Genomic DNA, 19,340 nt, shown 5'->3' with positions numbered 1-19,340 from the left:
GAACTCCTGAAGGCGCTTGGCGCCGCGAGGGATTGGAAAATATTGGGCGTCAAAAGCATTCATTGCAGTCGCTCGCGGCCGGGGGCCGCCGAAAACAATGCACGGGTATAGGGATGCTGCGGATTGTCGAAGATGTCGGCCGTCGGGCCGCTTTCGACGATCTCGCCGGACTTCATCACCATGATGCGGTCGCACAGCTCACCGGCAACGCGGAGGTCATGGGTGATGAACAGCATGGCGAGGCCAAGCCGGCTGCGCAGATCGGCGAACAGTTGGAGAACCTGCGCTTGCACGGTGACGTCGAGCGCCGAGACGGCTTCATCGGCAATCAGAATCTGCGGCTCGGAGGCCAGTGCGCGCGCAATGCAGATGCGCTGGCGCTGACCGCCGGAGAATTCATGCGGAAAGCGATCGAGTATCTGCGTATCCATGCCGACAAGCTCCAGCAGTGTCGCGACCCTGGCGCGTGCGACTTCGGGCGTCGCTCCAAAATTGACGACTCCTTCGATCAACGATCGTCCGACCGAGAGGCGCGGATTGAGCGACCGATAAGGATCCTGAAACACGACCTGAATGTAGCGGCGATGCGGACGCAGCGTCTCGTTAGATGCACGCGCGATATCGGTGCCAAGCAGGCTGATCTCGCCCGATGTCGGCTTCATCAGCCGCGACACGCAGCGCGCCAACGTCGACTTTCCGGAACCGGACTCGCCGACCACGCCGAGGATTTCGCCGCGACCCAAAGTGAATGCAGCTTCCTTGACCGCCTGCGTCACCCGGCCCCGGCCAAAGAAACCGCGGTGGCCATAGGTCATCTTCAGCGCCTTTACTTCTAGCACCGTCGGCGACGGGTCACGAATCTCGGCGGACTTGCGAATGCCCTTGGGCACGGAATCGATCAGCAGACGTGTGTAAGGCTGCGTGGGATTCTTGAGGACAGCGTCGGCGCTGCCGCTCTCCACGACCACGCCTTTCTGCATCACCACGACCTGATCGGCGATATCGGCAACGACGCCGAAATCGTGGGTGATGAAGAGCACGCCGATATTCTTGCGTTTCACCAGATCCTTGATCAGCACCAAGATCTGCTTCTGCGTCGTGACGTCGAGCGCCGTGGTCGGCTCATCGGCGATCAGCAGGATCGGTTCGAGCAGCATGGCCATGGCGATCATCACGCGCTGGCGCTGACCACCGGAGAGCTGATGCGGATAGGCCTGCATCATCTGCGCGGCATCGGGCAGCAGCATGTCATCCAGCGCCGCAAGAACGCGCTTATCGACTTCGGTCTTGGTATATCTTTTGTCGGAATGCCATTCGATCAGCTCGGCAAGCTGTTCGCGCACGGTCATGACCGGATTGAGCGCCGTCATCGGCTCCTGAAAGATCATACCGATGCGGCTGCCGCATAGTTCGCGCATCCGGTCGTCCGTGGCCGCGATCAGCTCTTCGCCGAGTAGCTTGATCGAGCCGGCGACGGGCTTCAGCCCTTCAGGGAGCAGGCCCATGACACTGAAAGCCGTGACCGACTTGCCGGAACCGGATTCACCGACGACGCAGACGATCTGCCCGAGCGGCACGGTGACATTGATATCTCGGACGATGCGGCGTGCCTCGGCATCATGCGTCAGCCCGACAGCGAGACCCGCGACTTCCAGGACGGCCTCGCTCATTTGACGCCTCCCACCGAACGCGCCAACCGGGGATCGAGCATATCACGCAGGCCGTCGCCGAGCCGATTGATGCCGAGCACGGTGAGCGCAATGCAGATACCGGGGAATAGCATCAAGCCGGGCCTGATCTGAAAGTACAGCCGCGCATCGGCCATCATGTTGCCCCAGCTCGGAATCTCGTCGGGCATGCCGATGCCGAGGAAGGATAACGAGGCCTCGATCAAAATCGCCGATGAGGCAATATAGGTGGCCTGCACGATCAGAGGCGCAAGAATATTGGGAACGATATGTCTGATAACCAGCACTGGCAGCCGCGTGCCCATGCTGACGGCGGCCTCGACATAGGCCTCCTCGCGTACCGTCAACACGACGCTACGTACCATGCGTGCCACACGCGGGATCTCGGGAATGGCGATGGCGATACAGATGGTCACGAGATTGGCGCCGAGCCCGCCGATCAGCGCAATAGCCAGCAGGATCGCGGGAATCGCCATCATACCGTCCATCATGCGCATCAGCACATTGTCGATCCAGCGCACCATGCCGGCGATCAGGCCAAGCGCACTACCGGCCATAACCGCGATAACGGCCACCACCGCGCCCACAATCAGTGACACACGGCTTCCATAGATCAGCCGGCTCCAGATATCGCGGCCGAGATTGTCGGTGCCGAGCCAGTTGACCGCGCTCGGCGGACGCAGCCGCAACCGCGGCTTGAGCGCAGCCGGGTCCACAGTCCACAACGCACTGGCGAAAACCGCGACCAAAGCGAGCAGGATGAGAACACCGAGACCGAACAGGATCGCCCGGTTACGCAGCAGCTTGCGGGCGAAGGTCCACACATCGACGGGCGAAGATGCGGGCGCGATGACGGTGGTGGCGGTCATTGCGCGCTGATCCTCGGGTCGAAGAATGTGTAACTGATATCGACCAGGAGATTGATCGCCACATAGGCGCCGCCGAACACCATGATGATGCCCTGGATCACCGGATAGTCACGCGCCAGAACCGAGTCGACGGTGAGACGACCGAGGCCGGGCAGATTGAACACGCTCTCGGTGACGACAACGCCGCCGATCAGCAGCGCCACGCCTATACCGACGATGGAAACGATGGGCACCGCGGCATTGCGCAGCGCATGTTTGAACACCACGATGCGCTCCGGCAGGCCCTTGGCGCGTGCGGTGCGGACGAAATCCTCGTTCAGAACTTCGAGCAGGCTGGTGCGTGCGACACGGGCGATGAGCGCGACATAGACGAGGCTGAGCGTCAGCGTCGGCAGCGCGAGGTGCCAGAAGAACCGGCCAATTCCTTCGGACAGCGGTGCATAGCCCTGTACGGGAAACAGGCCGAGCTGCATCGACAGCAGATAGATCCAGAAATAACCGATGGCGAAGGTCGGGACAGCGAAGCCGGTCACCGAGGTCCACATAGCGAAACGATCGAACCAGCCACCGCGACGCCATGCCGCGAGTACACCAGTCGGCACGCCGACGAGCACCGAGAAAATGATGGTGGTGAGCGAGACGGCGAATGTCGGACCGACGCGCTGGGCGATCAGCGTCGAGACCGGCTGATTGGAGACGATGGAGATTCCAAGATCACCCTGAAGAAGCCGCCACAGCCAATGCAGGAACTGCACCGGCAATGGTTGATCGAGGCCGAGCCGCGCTCGAATCGCGGCGATCGCTGCCGGATCGGCATTGTCGCCGGCAAGCTGCGCCACGGGATCGCCGGACGAGAAGCGCAAAAGAAGGAACGCAATCAGCGCGACCACCGCAAGCACGGGGACGACCGATACGGATCGCTTCAGGAGGACGCCGGCGACTGCCATCGTGTTATGCCGTCTTCTCGACGTTCCAGAACAGCGGCGCCGGCGCCCTCACGATGTCCTTGAGCCCTTTGCTGTGCGACACCGGCTGACGGAACTGGCCGCCCGGAATATGCGTCATCACATCATAGGCGCGCTTCTGGATCGTCTCGGCGACGGACTTCTGGGCGGCGGCTTCAGGCTCTAGCGCAAATTTGTTGCGCAGGCTTTCGATATCGGTGTCTTCCGGCCAGCCGAAGAAACCGCCATTCTTCCCGCGGGTGTCAAGCACCGTGCTGGCCAGCGGGTTCATCAGTTCAGTCGTGGTGGTGACCCAATGGGTCATCGACCAGCCGCCATTGGCGGTCGAATCCTGCTTGACGCGGCGCGCCAGCAGCGAGCCCCAGTCCATGGTCTGCACCTCGACATTCATGCCGATGGCACGGAGTTTCTGCGCGGTGACGGTGCTGGAGCCGGACAGCAACGGCGAGTCCGTGCCCTGCAGCATCACGACCTTCTCCCCCTTGTAGCCGCCCTTCTTCAGGAGATCCTTGGCGCGTGCGATATCCGGTTTGGTGTTCCAGCCAACCTCGCTTGCCAGCGGCGTAGTGACGCCGAACATTGCAGCGGAGGCCTGATAATATTCGGGATTGCCGACCTGCGCATCGAGCCAGTCGGCCTGGTCGCTCGCATACATCACGGCCTGTCGGATTTCCTGCCTGTTGAACGGCTCCGTGAGCCAGTTCATGCGCACCACCGACATGAATCCGAGTGGATTGTAGTCGGCGACGGTAACGTCCTTTGCGGCAATCAGCGACGGGAGGATGTCGTGCGGCGCGGCTTCGAGAAAATCGATCTCCTTATTGATCAGCGCATTCGCCGCCGTCTGGAAGTCCGGCATGCTGATCCACTCGTAGCGATCGATCTTGACAATCTTGCCGCCAGCAAGGCCATCGGACGGCTCGTCGCGCGAGACGTAATCCGCGTTGCGCTCATAGACGGCGCGGTTGCCCGGGCGAAACTCCGACGCGATGAAGCGGAACGGGCCGGAACCGACAAACTCCGTCACCGGCTGATCCGGCGCCTGCGCCGCTAGGCGCGCCGGCATAATGAAGGGCATGATGCTGGACGGCTTGGCCAGTGTCTGCAGGACCTGACCATAGGGGGACTTCAGCACCATCTGGAACGTCCGCTCGTCGACAGGCTTCAGTTCCGCGACGAAACCCATCATCCGCGAGCCCATGGTGTCGCGCTTGGCCCAGCGCTGCAGCGACGGGATCACATCGGCCGACGTCACCGGCGCGCCGTCGTGGAATTTCAGGCCGGAGCGCAGCTTGAACGTATAGGTCAGCTTGTCGGCCGATATCTCATAGGCCTCCACCATCTGCGGTCGGATCTGGAATTTCGAGTCGGTGGAGAACAGCGTGTCATAGATGTTCAGGCCGTGGTTGCGGCCGGTCCATGCGGTGTTGATCAAGGGATCGGTGGCACGCAGCGGCGCGTGCATGACAGCGCGGATGACCTTGCTTGATTGCGCGCGCGCGATACGCGGCATCATGCCTGCGGCAAGAGCGGCGGCGCTGACCTTGAGCAACGAACGACGGCCGAAATCATTGAACATGGCGGTCTCCAGGCAATGAGAGTGATGCGAAAACGTCAGAAGGGAGATTTGGACAGCGTTTCGCCGATGGCACGGAACGCGGCGAGCCAGCGATGGTCGATGGCGATATCCATCGGCTTCGGCTGTGCCGCGACCTTGACGATCACCGTATCCGTGGTGGGATCGATATAGATCCACTGGCCATGGATGCCGACGGCCGCCAGATCGAGCCGTGCGGGATCGATGGTGTACCAACATGCGCGATAGCGACCGCTCGGGAAAACGAAGGCGAGATCGCCATTCGCAAAGGCCTGCGTGTCGCCATTGAGATGGATGTCGTCGATCCAACCACCGGGCACCACCTGCATGCCGTTGGCGAGACCGCGATTGCGGATCATCTCGCCGAACCGGGCGAGATCGCGCAACGTCGCACAGATGCCACCTGCGGAGCGCGACGCACCGTGTGTATCGAGCGTGATATAGGCGTCGTCTTCCGCACCCATCGGCGCCCAGATATATTCTGAAAGAATCTGCGCATAGGGCTTGCCGCAGGCCTTCTCATAGACCCAGCCCAGCACGTCGGTATTGGTGGACACGTAGTGAAACACCTTGCCGTGCGGCCCGCCATTCGGCCGCAGCGTCGCAAGGAAGCTGCGCTGGTCGCCCTGCGCAGTACCATTCGGCAGAACATCCCAGCCGTTGCAGAGGCGATATTTGACGACATCTCCTTCCGGATCGTCGTAGTCCTCGTCGAATTTGATCGCGACCGTCATATCGAGCAGGTTGCGGACCGTGCAGCTGCCATAGACCGACTCCGCGACTTCCGGAATGTAGTGGGTGATCGGCTTATCGGGATCGAGCAGACCGCGCTCGACCAGCACGCCTCCCAGCGTGCCGCAAATCGATTTGCTGACCGAGCATACCAGATGAGGCGTATGCGGGGTCATGCCCTCGCCGTACCATTCGCTGACTATCTTGCCGTGCTGCATCACCAGCAATCCGTCCGCGTAGGTCTGCGCCAGCGTTTCGGCGACCGTTGTCTGCTTTCCGTCGGCAACAAAGGCCACCGTGGTGAGATCGCGAACCGACGACGTCAGTGCGCTCGGCGTTGAGGAGCGTCGGATATCCGCCGTCGGCAGCACCTGCCGCGTATTGCGGAAGCTCCACTGGCTGTAGGGGTATTTCCGCCAGTTGAATCGGGTCACCAGCGCCTCGGTCAACGGAGGCGCACCCTTCATGACGTCACTTGGCTTCATCTCGACCTCGTATGGCACTGCAGCATGATGGCGAACCAACCGACCCGGCGGGCAGTTCGGACGTGGGATCATCTGCGGAGGTCGGTTCGGCCGTTATCAAGAATCGGCAAATCTTCCGAAAATCAGCCCATGCCTTTCCGGCGGGACTGGCATAGGCTTTGCTTAGATTAACATCTGCACCCTGATTGAGCGGCCAAGAGTGGATCCGGCATGTTGTTGTCTCCTGATGTCTCTGCTGGTGGAAGCTCCGGAATAGCTGCGGATTCCTGGCTATTCGACACCGCGAGCGATGACGTCGATACGCATTGCGCCAATCTCGGCCGCTGGCGGCTGGATTACGATCAGATCAGTTGCGGCGCTTTTCGCGGCACTTTCACAGAGGTACGGCTGCCCGGACTTCAGGTGTTCAGGGAAACCACAAGCCAGAAAGTGCGCCAATACGGACTACTCGGCTCCGACAGCTTCGGCATCGCGCTACCGTGGAATACCCAGACCGACATCAATTTCAACGGCGCCTGCATGTCGCCGGGCAACGTCATCACGTGCTTCGATGCAGAAGTCGACATGTGCACACCGCCGGAGTTCGAGTTGCGTGGCGTAGTGATGGACGCGGCGCTGATGGAAAAGACACTGGCTGCTTTGCAGATCGAACTGCCCGACGGCCTCTGGCATCAGTTGAGGGAATTGAAGACGGACCCGGATGCGATCGACCGCGTCCGGCAGTTGCTGGTCTATGCGCACCAGATCGTCGCGCAGACACCGCAGATTCTGGACGACGTTGCCGCCCGTCAGCATCTCGAAGACAATTTGCTATCAGAAATTATCGACCTGTTGCCGACGCTGCAGCCCTGCGACGACCTGCGTGGTGGCAATGCACGGAAGCGTCTGGTCGAACGCGCCTGCGCCTTGATGCTCGCGCGGCCGGACGAGCCGATGTCGATCCTCGATGTCTGCAAGGGCGTCGGCGCCAGCCGCCGCAAGCTGAACTACTGTTTTCAGGACGTGCTCGGCAGCAATCCGATCCACTATCTCCGAGCGGTGCGGCTCAACCGCGTCCGCCGCGAACTCAAGCAATGCAGCGATGAGCAGATCGGTGTGTACGATATCGCGGTGAAGTGGGGCTTCTGGCACTTCAGCCAGTTCTCGCTCGACTACAAGCGCCACTTTGCGGAATTGCCGTCCGAAACCCTGCGCCGAGCGCGAATGCTTCACTCCTAGCGCGCTGGCCCCGCGGGCGAACGCCGTGTCGTCGAACGCGCAGTCTCATATTCATCGCGCGTGCGGGCGACCAGCGTCGCTACGGGCTCGATTGCAGCAACACCAGAGACAGAGTGGCCTGCGCTCCAGACGTCGCGCCATCGCTTGACCCCGGACGTCGCCTGCCGGCCATAGAGCGCATCGGCGCGTTCTTTGGTCATGTCCGTCGGCAGATCTTTCGGATCAAGGCCCGCGGCGACAATCGAGGGAACCAGCGTATTGGTTTCCAGGCCTGTGAAAGCCCGTGACAGCAGGACATCGTCGAGTTCGGACGTGACGAGCATCTGCTTGTACTCGTCCACCGCCATGCTCTCCTCGGTGGCGATGAATTTGGTGCCCATATAGCTGAGATCGCAACCCAGCACTTCGGCGGCAAAAATCGCCCGCCCGTCGGACACGCCGCCAGCCAATACGATCGGCCCTTCATAGAAAGAGCGAACCGCGCGGACAAAGGAAAAACCATTGACCCAGCCGGTCTGCCCGCCGGCACCCGCGGTCAGTAAGACGAGCCCATCGACTCCCGCTGCAATGGCTTTCTTCGCATGCCGGATCGAGGCGACATCGGCAAAGACCATACAGCCTGCCTCATGCAGCGGTGCGACGACGGCGTCCGGCGGTCCGACGCTGGTGATCACCATCTCGCAGCCATGCCGGATCACCGTGGCAAGATCATCCTGCAAGCTCTCGCGGCGGATGATGAGATTCGGACAAAACGGCGCGTCGTCCGGCCCGAGCGCACCGAGAATGCGCGCTATCCAGCTATCGAGTTCATCGTCGGTTCGGCAATTGGCTGTTGGAAACGAACCGATCACGCCGGCCTTGCACGCCGCAATAACGAGATCCGAACCCGACACGCGAAACATCGGCGCCGCGACCAAAGGCACCGACAGGCGCGGCCGAATGGTTTCGGCAAAGCGCGCCGCACTCGCTTTGCCGCTAAGATCGTTGATTGCGTAGCGGTCGTCCGAAGACAGCTGCATTTGTTTCCATCTCTCTCATTTTTCGGGAGGATAGCCGGAATTCCCTGGCGACCGCTATAAGCCGGACGGAATGTCCGGCATGACGCGGCTACTGCCCGGCATGGTGTTCGCCAATGATCATTTCAGGCTGATGGCGGATAACAGCTATCGGCTCAACCGGCGCATACTCAACACGCTGATCGACGTGGGGATCGCGATGTTCCACGAGCCTGCCTGATCACGCATCCGATTTCTTAACCGATTGATCACCATAATCGGCCAAGCTGCGCCATTGCGCGGCATGCCGCCGCGCGCGCTTGGACCGGATACGGCATGTTCCAGATGTTCCTGCGGGCTCGTGCCCAGAACTATCTTCGCAGCCTTGTCGGCGAGCGTGAGTTCAGGGCGCGTTCGGCTGAACGCGATGCCGAAACTGATCGCGAGCGGCTGGATTACGTCCTTTCGGCCCTCGATAGCGCACTCAGCAATGCCGAAGCCGAGCAGGCCGGCCTCACCCGCCGCGTCGACGATGTGCTGGCGCGCGCGGCTGTAACCTTCGGCAATGGGGACGATGAGTATCTGACCCGGGAGAAGCTCGACAGCGATCACCTAGACCTGTTCGAGACCGAAATTTCAAACGGCCAGCGCCGGTTGCGCGACCTTGCTGTCAGCATCTCGCACTTCAAGTTCCTGAAGACCGCCATGCTGTCGCGGTTTCCGGATTACAGAGGCCCCGCGTCGCGGGCGTCATCGTAACGGCAGATGCCTATTCGCTTCGGGCGGAATCCTTGGCATCGCTCCAACGCCGCTTGAAGCCCGCCGCATCCGGCGAACTGCCATCGCGATTGCGCCGCCGCTCACCGCTGAATGTCCGCATGTGGTCGTTCACAAATGACATCAGTTCGTTGCGGAAACGCTCAGCCGAGAATTTCTCGGCCTGCATCCGGCAGTCAGCACGAGAAAATGAGCTTTCATTCGCTACAAAGGCACGGACGCATTCCGCAATCGCCTTCGGCTCGTTGGAATCGAAAAACATGCCGGTGCGCAATTCCGGAGAGGCAGAGACCGTCTCGCGCGCGCCGCCGCGGCCGAACGCCAGAACCGGCGCACCTTCGGATTCCGCTTCGACAACGATGATCCCGAAGTCTTCCTCGGCGGCAAAGACGAAGGCACGCGCCGTCGCCATCAATTCGCGCAGCTTCTCATCACTGACGAAGCCGACGAATGTCACGTTCGGGCCGGCGATTGCCTTCAACCGCTCCGCATCCGGGCCGTCGCCTGCAACGATCAGCTTCTGATCCGGCAGTTCGGCAAAGGCCTGGATCACGGCTTCGATCTTCTTGTAGGGCACCAGACGACTTGCCGCGAGGAAGTGGTCCCCCGTGGGCAGATCGGGCGGCAGCTTCGACATGGTCACCGGCGGATAGATGACCTTGGCGTCGCGGCCATAGACCTTCTTGATCCGCTTGGCGACGAAATTGGAGTTCGCCAGCATGGCGTCCGGACCGTGGGCCGTGCGCACGTCCCAGATCCGGATGCGGTGCAGCAGCGCCCGCGCCAACGCGCTCTTGATGCCAGCGGTGTAACCGCTTTCATTCAGATAAGCGTGCTGCAGATCCCACGCATAACGCATCGGCGAATGTACATAGGACACGTGAAGCTGGTTCGGTCCGGTGATCACGCCCTTGGCCACCGCATAACTGCTGGAAATAACCAGGTCGTAGCCCGACAAATCGAACTGCTCGATCGCGATCGGCATGAGTGGCAAATATGACCGATGACGTTTGCGGATGAACGGCATCTTCTGCAGGAAGCTGGTGCGCGCCTTCTTGAAGCCGATTTTGGCGCGATCTTCCGGCGTCAGCACATCGAACAGCGTGAACACATCCGCTTCCGGATAGCACTGCAATATCTCGCGCAGCACCTGCTCGGCACCGCCCAGCGTGTAGAGCCAATCGTGGACGACAGCGACGCGCATAGGACCTCAACGGCGGAAACGGCGAATGTGGGCTGACCTGAAAATAGACCAATGCGCCCCTTCTACAATCCACTCCTACAACTTGCGTTAATTCGATTGCGAACTGTCGGTAAAAATTAAATCAATTCAGATGTGTTCTGATAACCTCTGGGGAAAATGCTACCCGGTTCGCGGACGCGGACGGCACCATATCCATCCAGAGCAGACGAGCGCGCATTCTGGCGCACCATCCGCGCCGTTCAGCATAACGAGAGTTTTTGCGCATGATGACGTTACGCCAGGTTGAAGTGATCCGCGCCGTCATGGTGACGGGCACCATTGGCGGCGCTGCCAAACTCCTGAATGTGTCCGCGCCAGGCATCAGCCGCCTGGTCAAATACACCGAGAAGTCGCTCGGCATCCGCTTCTTCCAGCGCCAGAACGGACGCTACTTCCCGACCCCTGAAGCGCAGAATATTTTCGAGCAGATCAACGGTGTTTACAAGAAAGTCGACGATCTCACCGAGATCATCTCGAAGATCGGCCACGGAACACTGTCGGAATTGCGCATCGGATCGGTTCCCAGTATCTCGCAGGTGATGGTGCCACGTGCCATCGAGCAGGTGCGGCGGCGTTATCCCGGTCTGCGGATCGACATCAACATTCTCAAGCTTGAGGAGGCGATCGACTATCTGCTGCTCGGTCGCGGCGACTGCGTCGCCATGAGCTATCGGCTCGAACATCCCGGGCTCGACTTCATGCCGCTGGCATCCGGCGAATTGTTCTGCATCGTGCCGGAGGGACACGAACTCGCAGGTCGCAAGCAGGTGTCGGCCAAGGAGATCATCCGGTATCCCCTCATCGGCATCGACCCCAACGACCCCTACGGTCGGATCATGGCCGAGATCTTCGCCCGCAATAAACTCAAATACGACATCACCATTCGAGCGAGATTTGGCACCACGGTCTGTGCCCTGGTGAAGGCAGGATTGGGCATCGCGGTCATCGACCAGTTCACGGTGGCCCATGGCGGCTATCCCGGCGTCGAGGTGATCCGCATCGTCGAACCCACCCGGTTCGATACCTACATCGCCGTGAAACGCGGCGCGCCGCTGTCACTGCATATCGAGCATTTTATCGACTGCCTGCGCACCGAGATGCGCGCAGTCGGCTCTCACAAAATTGCCGCTGCAAAGCCGGCCTCGCGCGTCCGTAAAAAATAACATCATGTTATGTTTGTTGTATAACAGGGTAATTGTGTTAGATCGCCCCCGCGCTATCTTCTGTCCCGTTTCTGATGATGATTGACAGTATTGGCCATCCGTTCATGACCTCTTCGACGCCCCATACCCCGGCGACGGGCCAGCGCTTCCTTACTGGCCTGCTCGGCGCGCCGATCGCGCATTCTGCGTCACCGGCGATGCACGAGCGGGCCGCCGAGGCCATGGGCGCCCGCTGTCACTATCAGCTGATCGAAATCGCCGGTGCCGACCGCGGCGATTTGCGCGCCGTTCTGGACGGCGTCCGTCGCCTCGGTTTTGCCGGCATAAACGTGACCTTCCCCTATAAGGAAGCCGTGGTCGATCTGCTCGACGAGCTCTCGCTCGGGGCCAAGGCCATCGGCGCCGTCAACGCGGTCGTGGTCCGCGACGGCAGGCTGACTGGCCACAACACCGACACCACAGGCTTTGCCCGCGCAGCCAGACAACTGGTCGCCAGTTCCAACCACGGCCCGGTCGCGGTCATCGGCACCGGTGGCGTCGGCAAGGCCATCGCCTTTGCATTGGCCGATCTCGGCGTTTCGGAGATCCGGATTTTCGATACGGACACGGCCAAGGCCCAGCATCTCGTTTCCCTGCTCCACAACCGGCAAAGCATCCGCGTGGCGGACAGCGTCGATGACGCGGTTCGCGGCGCAGTCGGCATCGTCAATGGCACACCCATCGGCATGTTGCCCAACCGCGGCACGCCAGTGCCCGATGCGCTGCTGCATGCGGAAGCGTGGGTTGCGGATGCCGTGTATTCCCCGCTGTGGACGCCGCTGCTCAACGCGGCCAAGGCCAAAGGCGCGCCGGTCATGACCGGCCGCGATCTGGCGATCTACCAGGCCGCCGATGCCTTTGAGTTGTTTACAGGATTTGCGCCTTCACCGACTGAAATGGGAATTGCTTTCGACGCCGTCATGGTCAAAAGGTACCCGACACCAAACGCAGCCTGAATGAAGCGGCCGCTCATAAGGCCGCGCCCACAAACACAACAATAGCAACAGGAGGATTCCATGAAGCCAGTGTTTTTGGCGAGCGCCCTGCTCGCGACTGTATTGACCGGTGCTGCCATCGCGCAGTCCGGAGCCCCTATTAAACTCGCCAATGTCGCCGAATTGTCCGGCGGCGGCGCCACCGTCGGCACCAACTGGAAGAACGGCATCGATCTCGCGATCGAAGAAATCAATTCCAAGGGCGGTGTACTCGGCCGCAAGCTGGAAGTGACCCACGCAGACTCGCAGTCCAACCCCGGTGTCGCCCGCGCACAGGTTCAGAAGGCACTCGACGCCGAGCCTTATGTGCTGCTCGGGCCCGGCTATTCCGGTTCGGTGAAGGTCACCGCGCCGCTCGCCGCCGAAGCCGGCATCGCGCAGATCATGGGCGGCGAAGCCGCTGAACTCACGACAGCCGGTAACAAGTTTCTGTTCCGCACCTCGTTCGGCCAGCAGTCGTCGATGCCCAAGGTCGCCAAATACATCAACGACGAATTGAAGGCGAAGTCGGTCGCCATCGTTTGGGTTAACAATGACTTCGGCAAGGGCGGGCGCGATTCCATCAGCAAGGAATTCGCCAAATACAATATCAAGGTCGCGGCCGATCTCTCCACCGAAGCCGGCCAGGCCGACTTCGCGGCCGATGTCAGCAAGATCAAGTCGGCAGCGCCGGATGCAGTCTTCGTTTACGTCAACGAAGAAGAGAGCGCGCGCATACTCAAGGAGTTGAAACGCCAGGGCATCAATGTGCCGCTGGTCGGCGAAACCACGCTGGTCGGACAGAAGGTCGTCGAACTCGCCGGCGACGCGGCCAATGGCGCGCGCGGCCATGTCGGCCTCACCACCGACGCGCCGGTCGAACTGATCAAGGCGTTCCGCGACAAGTTCGTGAAGAAGTACAACTACGTCCCAGACCATAACGGCCTCAAGGGCTGGCTCGCGATCTACATGATCAAGGCCACCACCGAGAAGATGGGCAAGGTCGATTCCAAGGGCTTCGCCGATGCCCTGCACGGCTTCACAATCACCGCCGCCAAGGAGCCGGGCATCCTGATGGACGCGACCTTCGACGCCAATGGCGACATCGATAGACAGGGTTTCCTCGTCGAGATCGTCGAGGGCAAGCAGGTCGTCAAGCAGGTGCTGCCAAAGCTCGGCAACTGAGGCCTCGCGTACTTAAGCTCTCCCCGCTTGCGGGGAGAGGTCGGAGCCGAGCGGAAGCGAGGCTTCGGGTGAGGGGGAGCGAGTGTTTTACTTGCAAGAACCCCTCACCCCAGCCCTCTCCCCGCAAGCGGGGCGAGGGAGCGCGCGGCCGGTGCTTTAGCTGCCGGCCATTTGGAGAACCACATGTCCAACCTTCTCGATCTCCTCATCGCAGGTCTTGCCACCGGGGCGATCTACGCCATCGTCGCCGTCGGCTTCACGCTGCTGTGGCAGACCTCGCAGACCATCAATTTCGCACAGGGCGAATTCGTCATGTTACCGGCCTTCCTGATGCTGGCGGTGATGCATGCTGGCGCACCGTTCTGGCTGGCGATCCTGATCGGCATTGCGCTATCGCTGCTGCTGCTCGGGCTTGGCTTCAAGATGCTGCTGGTCGATCCGATGCTACGCCACGGCGTGCTGCCGCTGGCAATTGCGACCATGGCGCTGGCCATCGGCATCAAGGAAGCCGCCAAGCAATTCTGGAGCGCAGAGGCCTCGCCCTTTCCCTCGATCATTCCGGGCGGCGATATCACGATTTTCGGCCGCGTCGTCGCCCTGCAGAGCATTGGCGTGCTGGTGCTGGCGATCCTCGCCGTGCTCGGCCTGACAACGCTGCTGAACCGCACCTCGATCGGTCACCAGATGCAGGCTGCCGCGCAGAATCCGACCGTCGCGCGCATCATCGGCGTGCCCGTTGAACGCATGATCCTGCTGACCTTCCTCATCAACGCGTTTCTGGTCGCGCTGGCCTCGCTGCTCATCACGCCGATCTATCTCGCCAAGTTTTCCAACGGCGAAGTGCTCGGCCAGGCCGCATTCATCGCCGCCATAGTCGGCGGTTTCAATCAGGTCCGCGGCGCCATTGCCGGCGGCCTGTTGATCGGCGTCGTCGACAATCTGTCAGCCGCCTATGTCTCCACCCAGTATCGCGCCGCCGTGCCATTGGTTCTGCTGATCGCGATCATTCTGTTTCGGCCGCAGGGCATGCTCGGCCGCCCCGAGGAGCGCACCGTATGACCGCGGCCAAGTGTCTCAAGATCGGCTTGGGCATCGTTGTCATTGCCGCGCTGATCATCGTTCCGATGAACTTCAACCGCTACGGCCTGTTCATCCTGAGCCAGTGGGCCGTGATGACCATCGCCGCCATGGGGCTCAATCTGACGCTGGGCTATGCAGGGCAGGTCTCGCTGGCGCAGGGCGCCTTTGTCGGCATCGGCGCTTATACTGCTGCGATCATGACCTCCAGCGGCATGCCGCTGATCGGCGCGCTCGGCATCGCCATCGTGCTGTGTTTCGCCATTGGCTGGATCCTCGGTTATCCCGCCCTGCGCGTACAGCATCACTATCTGGCTTTCGTCACCCTCGCCTTTTCGACGCTCGCCTTTCTCGTGTTTCGGAACGAGGACTGGCTGACCAAGGGCATCTACGGCATCAGCAATATCCCTCGCCCGGAGATTTTCGGCTATCCGACGCGGCGGCCGTTGCCGTTCTATTATGTCTGTCTGGGATCGCTCGGGCTCGTCTCACTGGCCGTCTGGTGGCTGATCCGTTCGCCTTGGGGCCGCGCTTTCATTGCGCTGCGCGAAAATCCCGTTCGTGCGCTCTCGCTCGGCATCGACACACGGCGCTATACGCTGATGGCCTTTGCGATCGGCTCCGCGCTCGGCGGTGTTGCCGGCACGCTCTATGCGCCGCTGACCCAATATGTCGATCCCGTGCCGTTCCACCTGTCGCTGTCTCTCGATCTCCTGATGATGGTGATCGTTGGCGGCTCCGGTTTCTTCTTCGGGCCCTTCCTCGGCGCGATGATCGCCGTGCTGCTGCCTGAATGGCTGCGCTTCACGCAGGGCTACTATCTGATGCTCTATGCCATCGCGGTGATCCTACTGCTGATCTACTCGCCGACCGGGATTCTCGGCATCCTCGATCGTTACATCTCCGAACGCCGCACCAAGGCAGCCTCAGCATTGCGCGCGGTCGCCAAAGCGAAACTGGAAACGGCGCCATGACCGCGGTTCTCGAAGTCAGCAATATCCGCAAGAGCTTTGGCGGCATCACCGCCGTGAACGGCGTCTCGTTCGATGTCCAGGAAGGGGAAATCCTCGGCCTGATCGGCCCGAACGGCTGCGGCAAGTCCACTTTGTTCAACTGCATCCTCGGCCAGCTCACGCCAAGCGCCGGCGAAGTGAAGGTCGACGGCAAGGTGGTCACCGGCATGCGGCCGTCAGAGCTGAACGGCCTCGGTGTCAGCCGCACGTTTCAATTGCTGCAGGTATTCCCGAAGCTGTCGGTGCGCGAAAACCTGATCCTCGCCGGCCAGGAGCACCAGGGCAACATGTTCTCGCGCCTGCTCGGCCCATCCGATGCCGGACTGACCGAGGCGGCCAACCAGATGATCGGCTTCTTCAAGCTCGACCATCTCGCCGATGAGCCCGCGGGCGGCCTCTCTTATGGCCAGCAGAAACTGCTCGATGCCGCGATGGCCTTCATGGGCGGACCGCGCCTCGTACTGCTCGACGAGCCTGCCGGCGGCGTCAACCTGACCATGCTCGCGGATCTCAAGGACCGCCTCGCGGCGATCAACCGGGAGAAGCGCGCCACTTTCGTTGTCATCGAGCACAACATGGAATTCGTGATGTCGCTCTGCACACGCGTGATGGTGATGGCCGAAGGCAAGGTTCTTGCGGTGGGGCGACCGGACGAAATCCGCGCCAATCCCGCCGTGATCGAAGCCTATCTGGGACATTGAGGATAGTGCCATGAGCGATGCAATCCTGGACGTTCAGAAACTTGTCGGCGGCTACGGCAAGATGACGATCTTGAATGGCACCACCTTCTCGGTGCCGGCGGGGTCGATCACCACCGTCATCGGGCCAAACGGCGCCGGCAAGTCCACGGTGTTCAAGGCGATCTTCGGTCTGCTGAAGCTGCGCGAAGGCAAAGTCGTATTCAAGGGCAAGGACGTTACCGGTCTCAGCCAGCGCGCACTGCTGACGGCAGGCATCTGCTATGTCCCGCAAGGCCGCAACATCTTCCCGGAACTCACGGTCCGTCACAATATCGAACTTGGTGCCGTCGCCGCCGGCCGCGACATCACCGATCTGCCGGCCCGTATCGAGGCCGCTCTCGACAAATTCCCCGTGCTCCGCACCAAGGCCAAGCAACAGGCGTCAACCTTGTCCGGCGGCGAGCAGAAGCAGCTCGAAATCGCCCGCGGCCTGCTGCTCAATCCGCAGCTGGTGCTGATCGATGAACCTTCCATCGGGCTGTCGCCGCTGATGGTGCTGCAGACCTTCAATATCCTGAAAGAGCTGCGCGACCGCGGCGTCTCGATCCTGATGATCGAGCAAAATGCGCGCTCGGCGCTGGAGATTTCCGACTTCGGCATCGTGCTCGAACTCGGCCAGACCCGCTTGATGGACAAGGCCGACCGTGTGCTCAACGATCCGCGCATCGGACAATTGTTCCTCGGCGGCGCCATGACGGAGACCGCGGCATGAACAAGCTCTCGATCGCTACCGTCTCGCTATCAGGCGCACTGGATGAGAAACTCCGCGCCATCGCTGCTGCCGGCTTCGACGAGGTCGAGATCTTTGAAGCGGACCTTCTGTCCTTCAATGGAAGCCCGCGGGATGTCGGCCAGATGTGCCGCGACCTCGGCCTGACCATCTGCGCCTTCCAGCCGTTCCGCGACTTCGAGGGCATGCCGGAGCCGCAGCGTAGCCGCAACTTCGCGCGTGCGGCGCGCAAGTTCGACCTGATGAAAGAGTTGCAGACGGACTTGATGCTGATCTGCAGCAACATCTCGCCGGTCTCGTTCGGCGGTATCGACCGCGCAGCAGCGGATTTTCGAGAGCTCGGGGACCTCGCCGCGAAGCACGGCATGCGTGTCGGCTTCGAAGCGCTCGCATGGGGCGCTCATGTCAACGACTATCGCGATGCCTGGGAGATCGTGCGCCGCGCCAATCACCCGTCGATCGGCGTCATCCTCGACAGCTTCCATGCGCTGGCCCCGGCATTTCCCGTCAGTGCCATTGCATCCATCCCGGCGGACAAGATCTTTCTGGTGCAGCTCGCCGACGCGCCGAAGCTGGGCCTCGATGTCCTGTCCTGGAGCCGGCATTTCCGCTGCTTCCCCGGTCAGGGCGACCTGCCTGTGGCCAAGTTCATGGAAGCCGTGCAAGCCACCGGCTATAGCGGCGCGTGGTCCCTTGAGATTTTCAACGACCAGTTCCGCGCAGGCTCCGCCGTTCGCACAGCCACCGACGGATTGCGCTCACTGATCCTGTTGCAGCATCAACTGGCAAAGACACCCGCCGATGCCCTGCAGCCAAAGACATCCACCCGCGGCGTCGGCTTCATCGAATTCGCCGTCAATGAGACCAAGGCGACAGACCTTGCGACGCTGGTCAGCCAACTTGGCTTTCACAAGACTGGCGCCCATCGCAGCAAGGACGTCGAACGCTGGTCGCAAGGCGCCATCGAACTCGTGATCAATTCCGAGCCGGACGGTTTCGCGCATTCGCATTACGTGACGCATGGCCCCGGCGTGTGCGCCATCGCACTTGACGTCGGCAATACCAAGCAGGCCATGGCGCGCGCGGAAGCCTTGCAGGCGCGGACGTTCTATCAGCCGGTCGGACCGGGCGAACTGGAAATCCCGGCGATCCACGGCGTCGGCGGAAGTCTTCTCTATTTCCTGGAAGCGGCCGGCAAGAACTGGGACGTAGATTTCGAGCCACTGCAGAGCAATGCCGGTACAGACCATCTCTCCGTCGTCGATCACATCTCGCAATCGATGCCCTATGACGAGATGCTGTCATGGCTGTTGTTCTACACCGGCATTCTCGACCTGCAGCGCCTGCCGCAGATGGAAATTCCGGACCCGGTCGGCCTCGTGCAAAGCCAGGCGCTGATATCAGCCAATCAGTCGCTGCGCATCATCCTGAACGGATCATCCGCAACGCGCACGCTGTCGAACCGCTTCATCTCGGAGTTCTTCGGTTCCGGCGTGCAACATATCGCGTTCTTGTGCGACAATATCTTTTCTGCTGTGGCCGATATGCGCAAACGCGGCGCCAAATTCCTGCGCATTCCCGACAATTATTACGATGACGTGGAAGCCAAATATGGGCTCGATGCCGAGCTGATGGCTGCGCTACGCGACAACCAGATCCTGTATGATCGCGAAGGCGACGGCGAATTCTTCCAGATCTACACGCCGAGCTTCGATGAGCGCTTCTTCTTCGAGATTGTCGAGCGCCGCAACTATCAGGGATTTGGTGCGGCTAACGCCGGTATCCGTCTCGCAGCTCAAACGCGTGACGCGCGGCCTGTGTCCGTGCCGCGCGCCTGACGAACTCGTTAA

18 protein-coding genes are annotated in these 19,340 nt (G+C 61.3%); 11 read left to right on the top strand and 7 right to left on the bottom strand.

Features of this window, described 5'->3' with window-relative positions; genetic code table 11:
* Nucleotides 1-59: 59 nt before the first annotated feature.
* The 5 genes from AB7813_RS25390 to AB7813_RS25370 are packed head-to-tail and all read right to left on the bottom strand — an operon-like array spanning nt 60 to nt 6,336.
* Nucleotides 60-1,670: a dipeptide ABC transporter ATP-binding protein gene (locus tag AB7813_RS25390; RefSeq protein WP_441228686.1), complete on the bottom strand. Its 1,611-nt coding sequence runs from the start codon at nt 1,668-1,670 to the stop codon at nt 60-62.
* Nucleotides 1,667-2,557, bottom strand: coding sequence for an ABC transporter permease (locus AB7813_RS25385; RefSeq protein ID WP_441228685.1), 891 nt, complete (start codon nt 2,555-2,557; stop codon nt 1,667-1,669). Before AB7813_RS25385 ends, AB7813_RS25390 begins: the two co-directional genes overlap by 4 nt.
* On the bottom strand, nt 2,554-3,504 hold the full coding sequence (locus AB7813_RS25380) for an ABC transporter permease (RefSeq protein ID WP_441228684.1): 951 nt from the start codon (nt 3,502-3,504) through the stop codon (nt 2,554-2,556). Before AB7813_RS25380 ends, AB7813_RS25385 begins: the two co-directional genes overlap by 4 nt.
* Nucleotides 3,505-3,508: 4 nt before the next feature.
* Nucleotides 3,509-5,101 carry an ABC transporter substrate-binding protein gene (locus AB7813_RS25375; protein WP_441228683.1) on the bottom strand — a complete coding sequence of 531 codons (1,593 nt, stop codon included), beginning with the start codon at nt 5,099-5,101 and terminating at the stop codon, nt 3,509-3,511.
* Nucleotides 5,102-5,136: 35 nt separating this feature from the next.
* Nucleotides 5,137-6,336: a serine hydrolase domain-containing protein gene (locus AB7813_RS25370; protein ID WP_441228682.1), complete on the bottom strand. Its 1,200-nt coding sequence runs from the start codon at nt 6,334-6,336 to the stop codon at nt 5,137-5,139.
* Nucleotides 6,337-6,546: 210 nt separating this feature from the next.
* On the opposite strand from AB7813_RS25370, the gene AB7813_RS25365 reads away from it, so the two are divergent.
* The gene (locus AB7813_RS25365; RefSeq protein WP_441228681.1) at nt 6,547-7,554 is read left to right on the top strand and encodes a helix-turn-helix domain-containing protein; all 1,008 of its coding nucleotides are present in this window, start codon (nt 6,547-6,549) and stop codon (nt 7,552-7,554) included.
* On the opposite strand, the gene AB7813_RS25360 is transcribed toward AB7813_RS25365, so the two are convergent.
* Nucleotides 7,551-8,573: an NAD(P)H-dependent flavin oxidoreductase gene (locus AB7813_RS25360; RefSeq protein WP_441228680.1), complete on the bottom strand. Its 1,023-nt coding sequence runs from the start codon at nt 8,571-8,573 to the stop codon at nt 7,551-7,553. The two genes, AB7813_RS25365 and AB7813_RS25360, sit on opposite strands and share 4 nt — an antisense overlap.
* A gap of 79 nt (nt 8,574-8,652) precedes the next feature.
* Here AB7813_RS25360 and AB7813_RS25355 point away from each other — a divergent pair, with 79 nt between their 5' ends.
* Together AB7813_RS25355 and AB7813_RS25350 are read left to right on the top strand one after the other, a co-directional pair.
* Nucleotides 8,653-8,790: a hypothetical protein gene (locus AB7813_RS25355; protein ID WP_441228679.1), complete on the top strand. Its 138-nt coding sequence runs from the start codon at nt 8,653-8,655 to the stop codon at nt 8,788-8,790.
* A gap of 95 nt (nt 8,791-8,885) precedes the next feature.
* Nucleotides 8,886-9,308 carry a hypothetical protein gene (locus AB7813_RS25350; RefSeq protein WP_184513628.1) on the top strand — a complete coding sequence of 141 codons (423 nt, stop codon included), beginning with the start codon at nt 8,886-8,888 and terminating at the stop codon, nt 9,306-9,308.
* Between the two features lie 10 nt (nt 9,309-9,318).
* Here AB7813_RS25350 and AB7813_RS25345 read toward each other — a convergent pair whose 3' ends face one another.
* Nucleotides 9,319-10,530, bottom strand: a complete 1,212-nt coding sequence (locus AB7813_RS25345; protein WP_093759432.1) for a glycosyltransferase — start codon at nt 10,528-10,530, stop codon at nt 9,319-9,321.
* A 263-nt stretch (nt 10,531-10,793) separates the two neighbouring features.
* On the opposite strand from AB7813_RS25345, the gene AB7813_RS25340 reads away from it, so the two are divergent.
* The 8 genes from AB7813_RS25340 (at nt 10,794) to AB7813_RS25305 (ending at nt 19,328) form a co-directional block, all read left to right on the top strand.
* Entirely contained in the window at nt 10,794-11,732 is a 939-nt protein-coding gene (locus AB7813_RS25340) for a LysR family transcriptional regulator (RefSeq protein WP_320446899.1), read from the top strand.
* Nucleotides 11,733-11,836: 104 nt separating this feature from the next.
* Entirely contained in the window at nt 11,837-12,727 is an 891-nt protein-coding gene (locus AB7813_RS25335) for a shikimate dehydrogenase (protein ID WP_441228678.1), read from the top strand.
* A 60-nt stretch (nt 12,728-12,787) separates the two neighbouring features.
* Nucleotides 12,788-13,930: an ABC transporter substrate-binding protein gene (locus AB7813_RS25330; protein WP_439079458.1), complete on the top strand. Its 1,143-nt coding sequence runs from the start codon at nt 12,788-12,790 to the stop codon at nt 13,928-13,930.
* Nucleotides 13,931-14,113: 183 nt separating this feature from the next.
* On the top strand, nt 14,114-14,989 hold the full coding sequence (locus tag AB7813_RS25325) for a branched-chain amino acid ABC transporter permease (RefSeq protein ID WP_068733471.1): 876 nt from the start codon (nt 14,114-14,116) through the stop codon (nt 14,987-14,989).
* A complete protein-coding gene (locus tag AB7813_RS25320) occupies nt 14,986-15,981 on the top strand; it encodes a branched-chain amino acid ABC transporter permease (RefSeq protein ID WP_441228677.1) in 996 nt (331 codons plus the stop codon). The genes AB7813_RS25325 and AB7813_RS25320 overlap by 4 nt, the downstream gene beginning before the upstream one ends.
* Nucleotides 15,978-16,721 carry an ABC transporter ATP-binding protein gene (locus AB7813_RS25315; protein WP_439057239.1) on the top strand — a complete coding sequence of 248 codons (744 nt, stop codon included), beginning with the start codon at nt 15,978-15,980 and terminating at the stop codon, nt 16,719-16,721. The genes AB7813_RS25320 and AB7813_RS25315 overlap by 4 nt, the downstream gene beginning before the upstream one ends.
* A 10-nt stretch (nt 16,722-16,731) precedes the next feature.
* Entirely contained in the window at nt 16,732-17,472 is a 741-nt protein-coding gene (locus AB7813_RS25310; protein WP_441228676.1) for an ABC transporter ATP-binding protein, read from the top strand.
* Nucleotides 17,469-19,328, top strand: a complete 1,860-nt coding sequence (locus tag AB7813_RS25305) for a bifunctional sugar phosphate isomerase/epimerase/4-hydroxyphenylpyruvate dioxygenase family protein (RefSeq protein WP_441228675.1) — start codon at nt 17,469-17,471, stop codon at nt 19,326-19,328. Before AB7813_RS25310 ends, AB7813_RS25305 begins: the two co-directional genes overlap by 4 nt.
* Nucleotides 19,329-19,340 lie beyond the last annotated feature (12 nt).

The sequence above is a fragment of the Tardiphaga sp. 20_F10_N6_6 genome (assembly GCF_052076045.1).
GTDB lineage: Bacteria > Pseudomonadota > Alphaproteobacteria > Rhizobiales > Xanthobacteraceae > Tardiphaga > Tardiphaga robiniae.
This window is presented reverse-complemented; position numbering and strand designations above follow the sequence as displayed.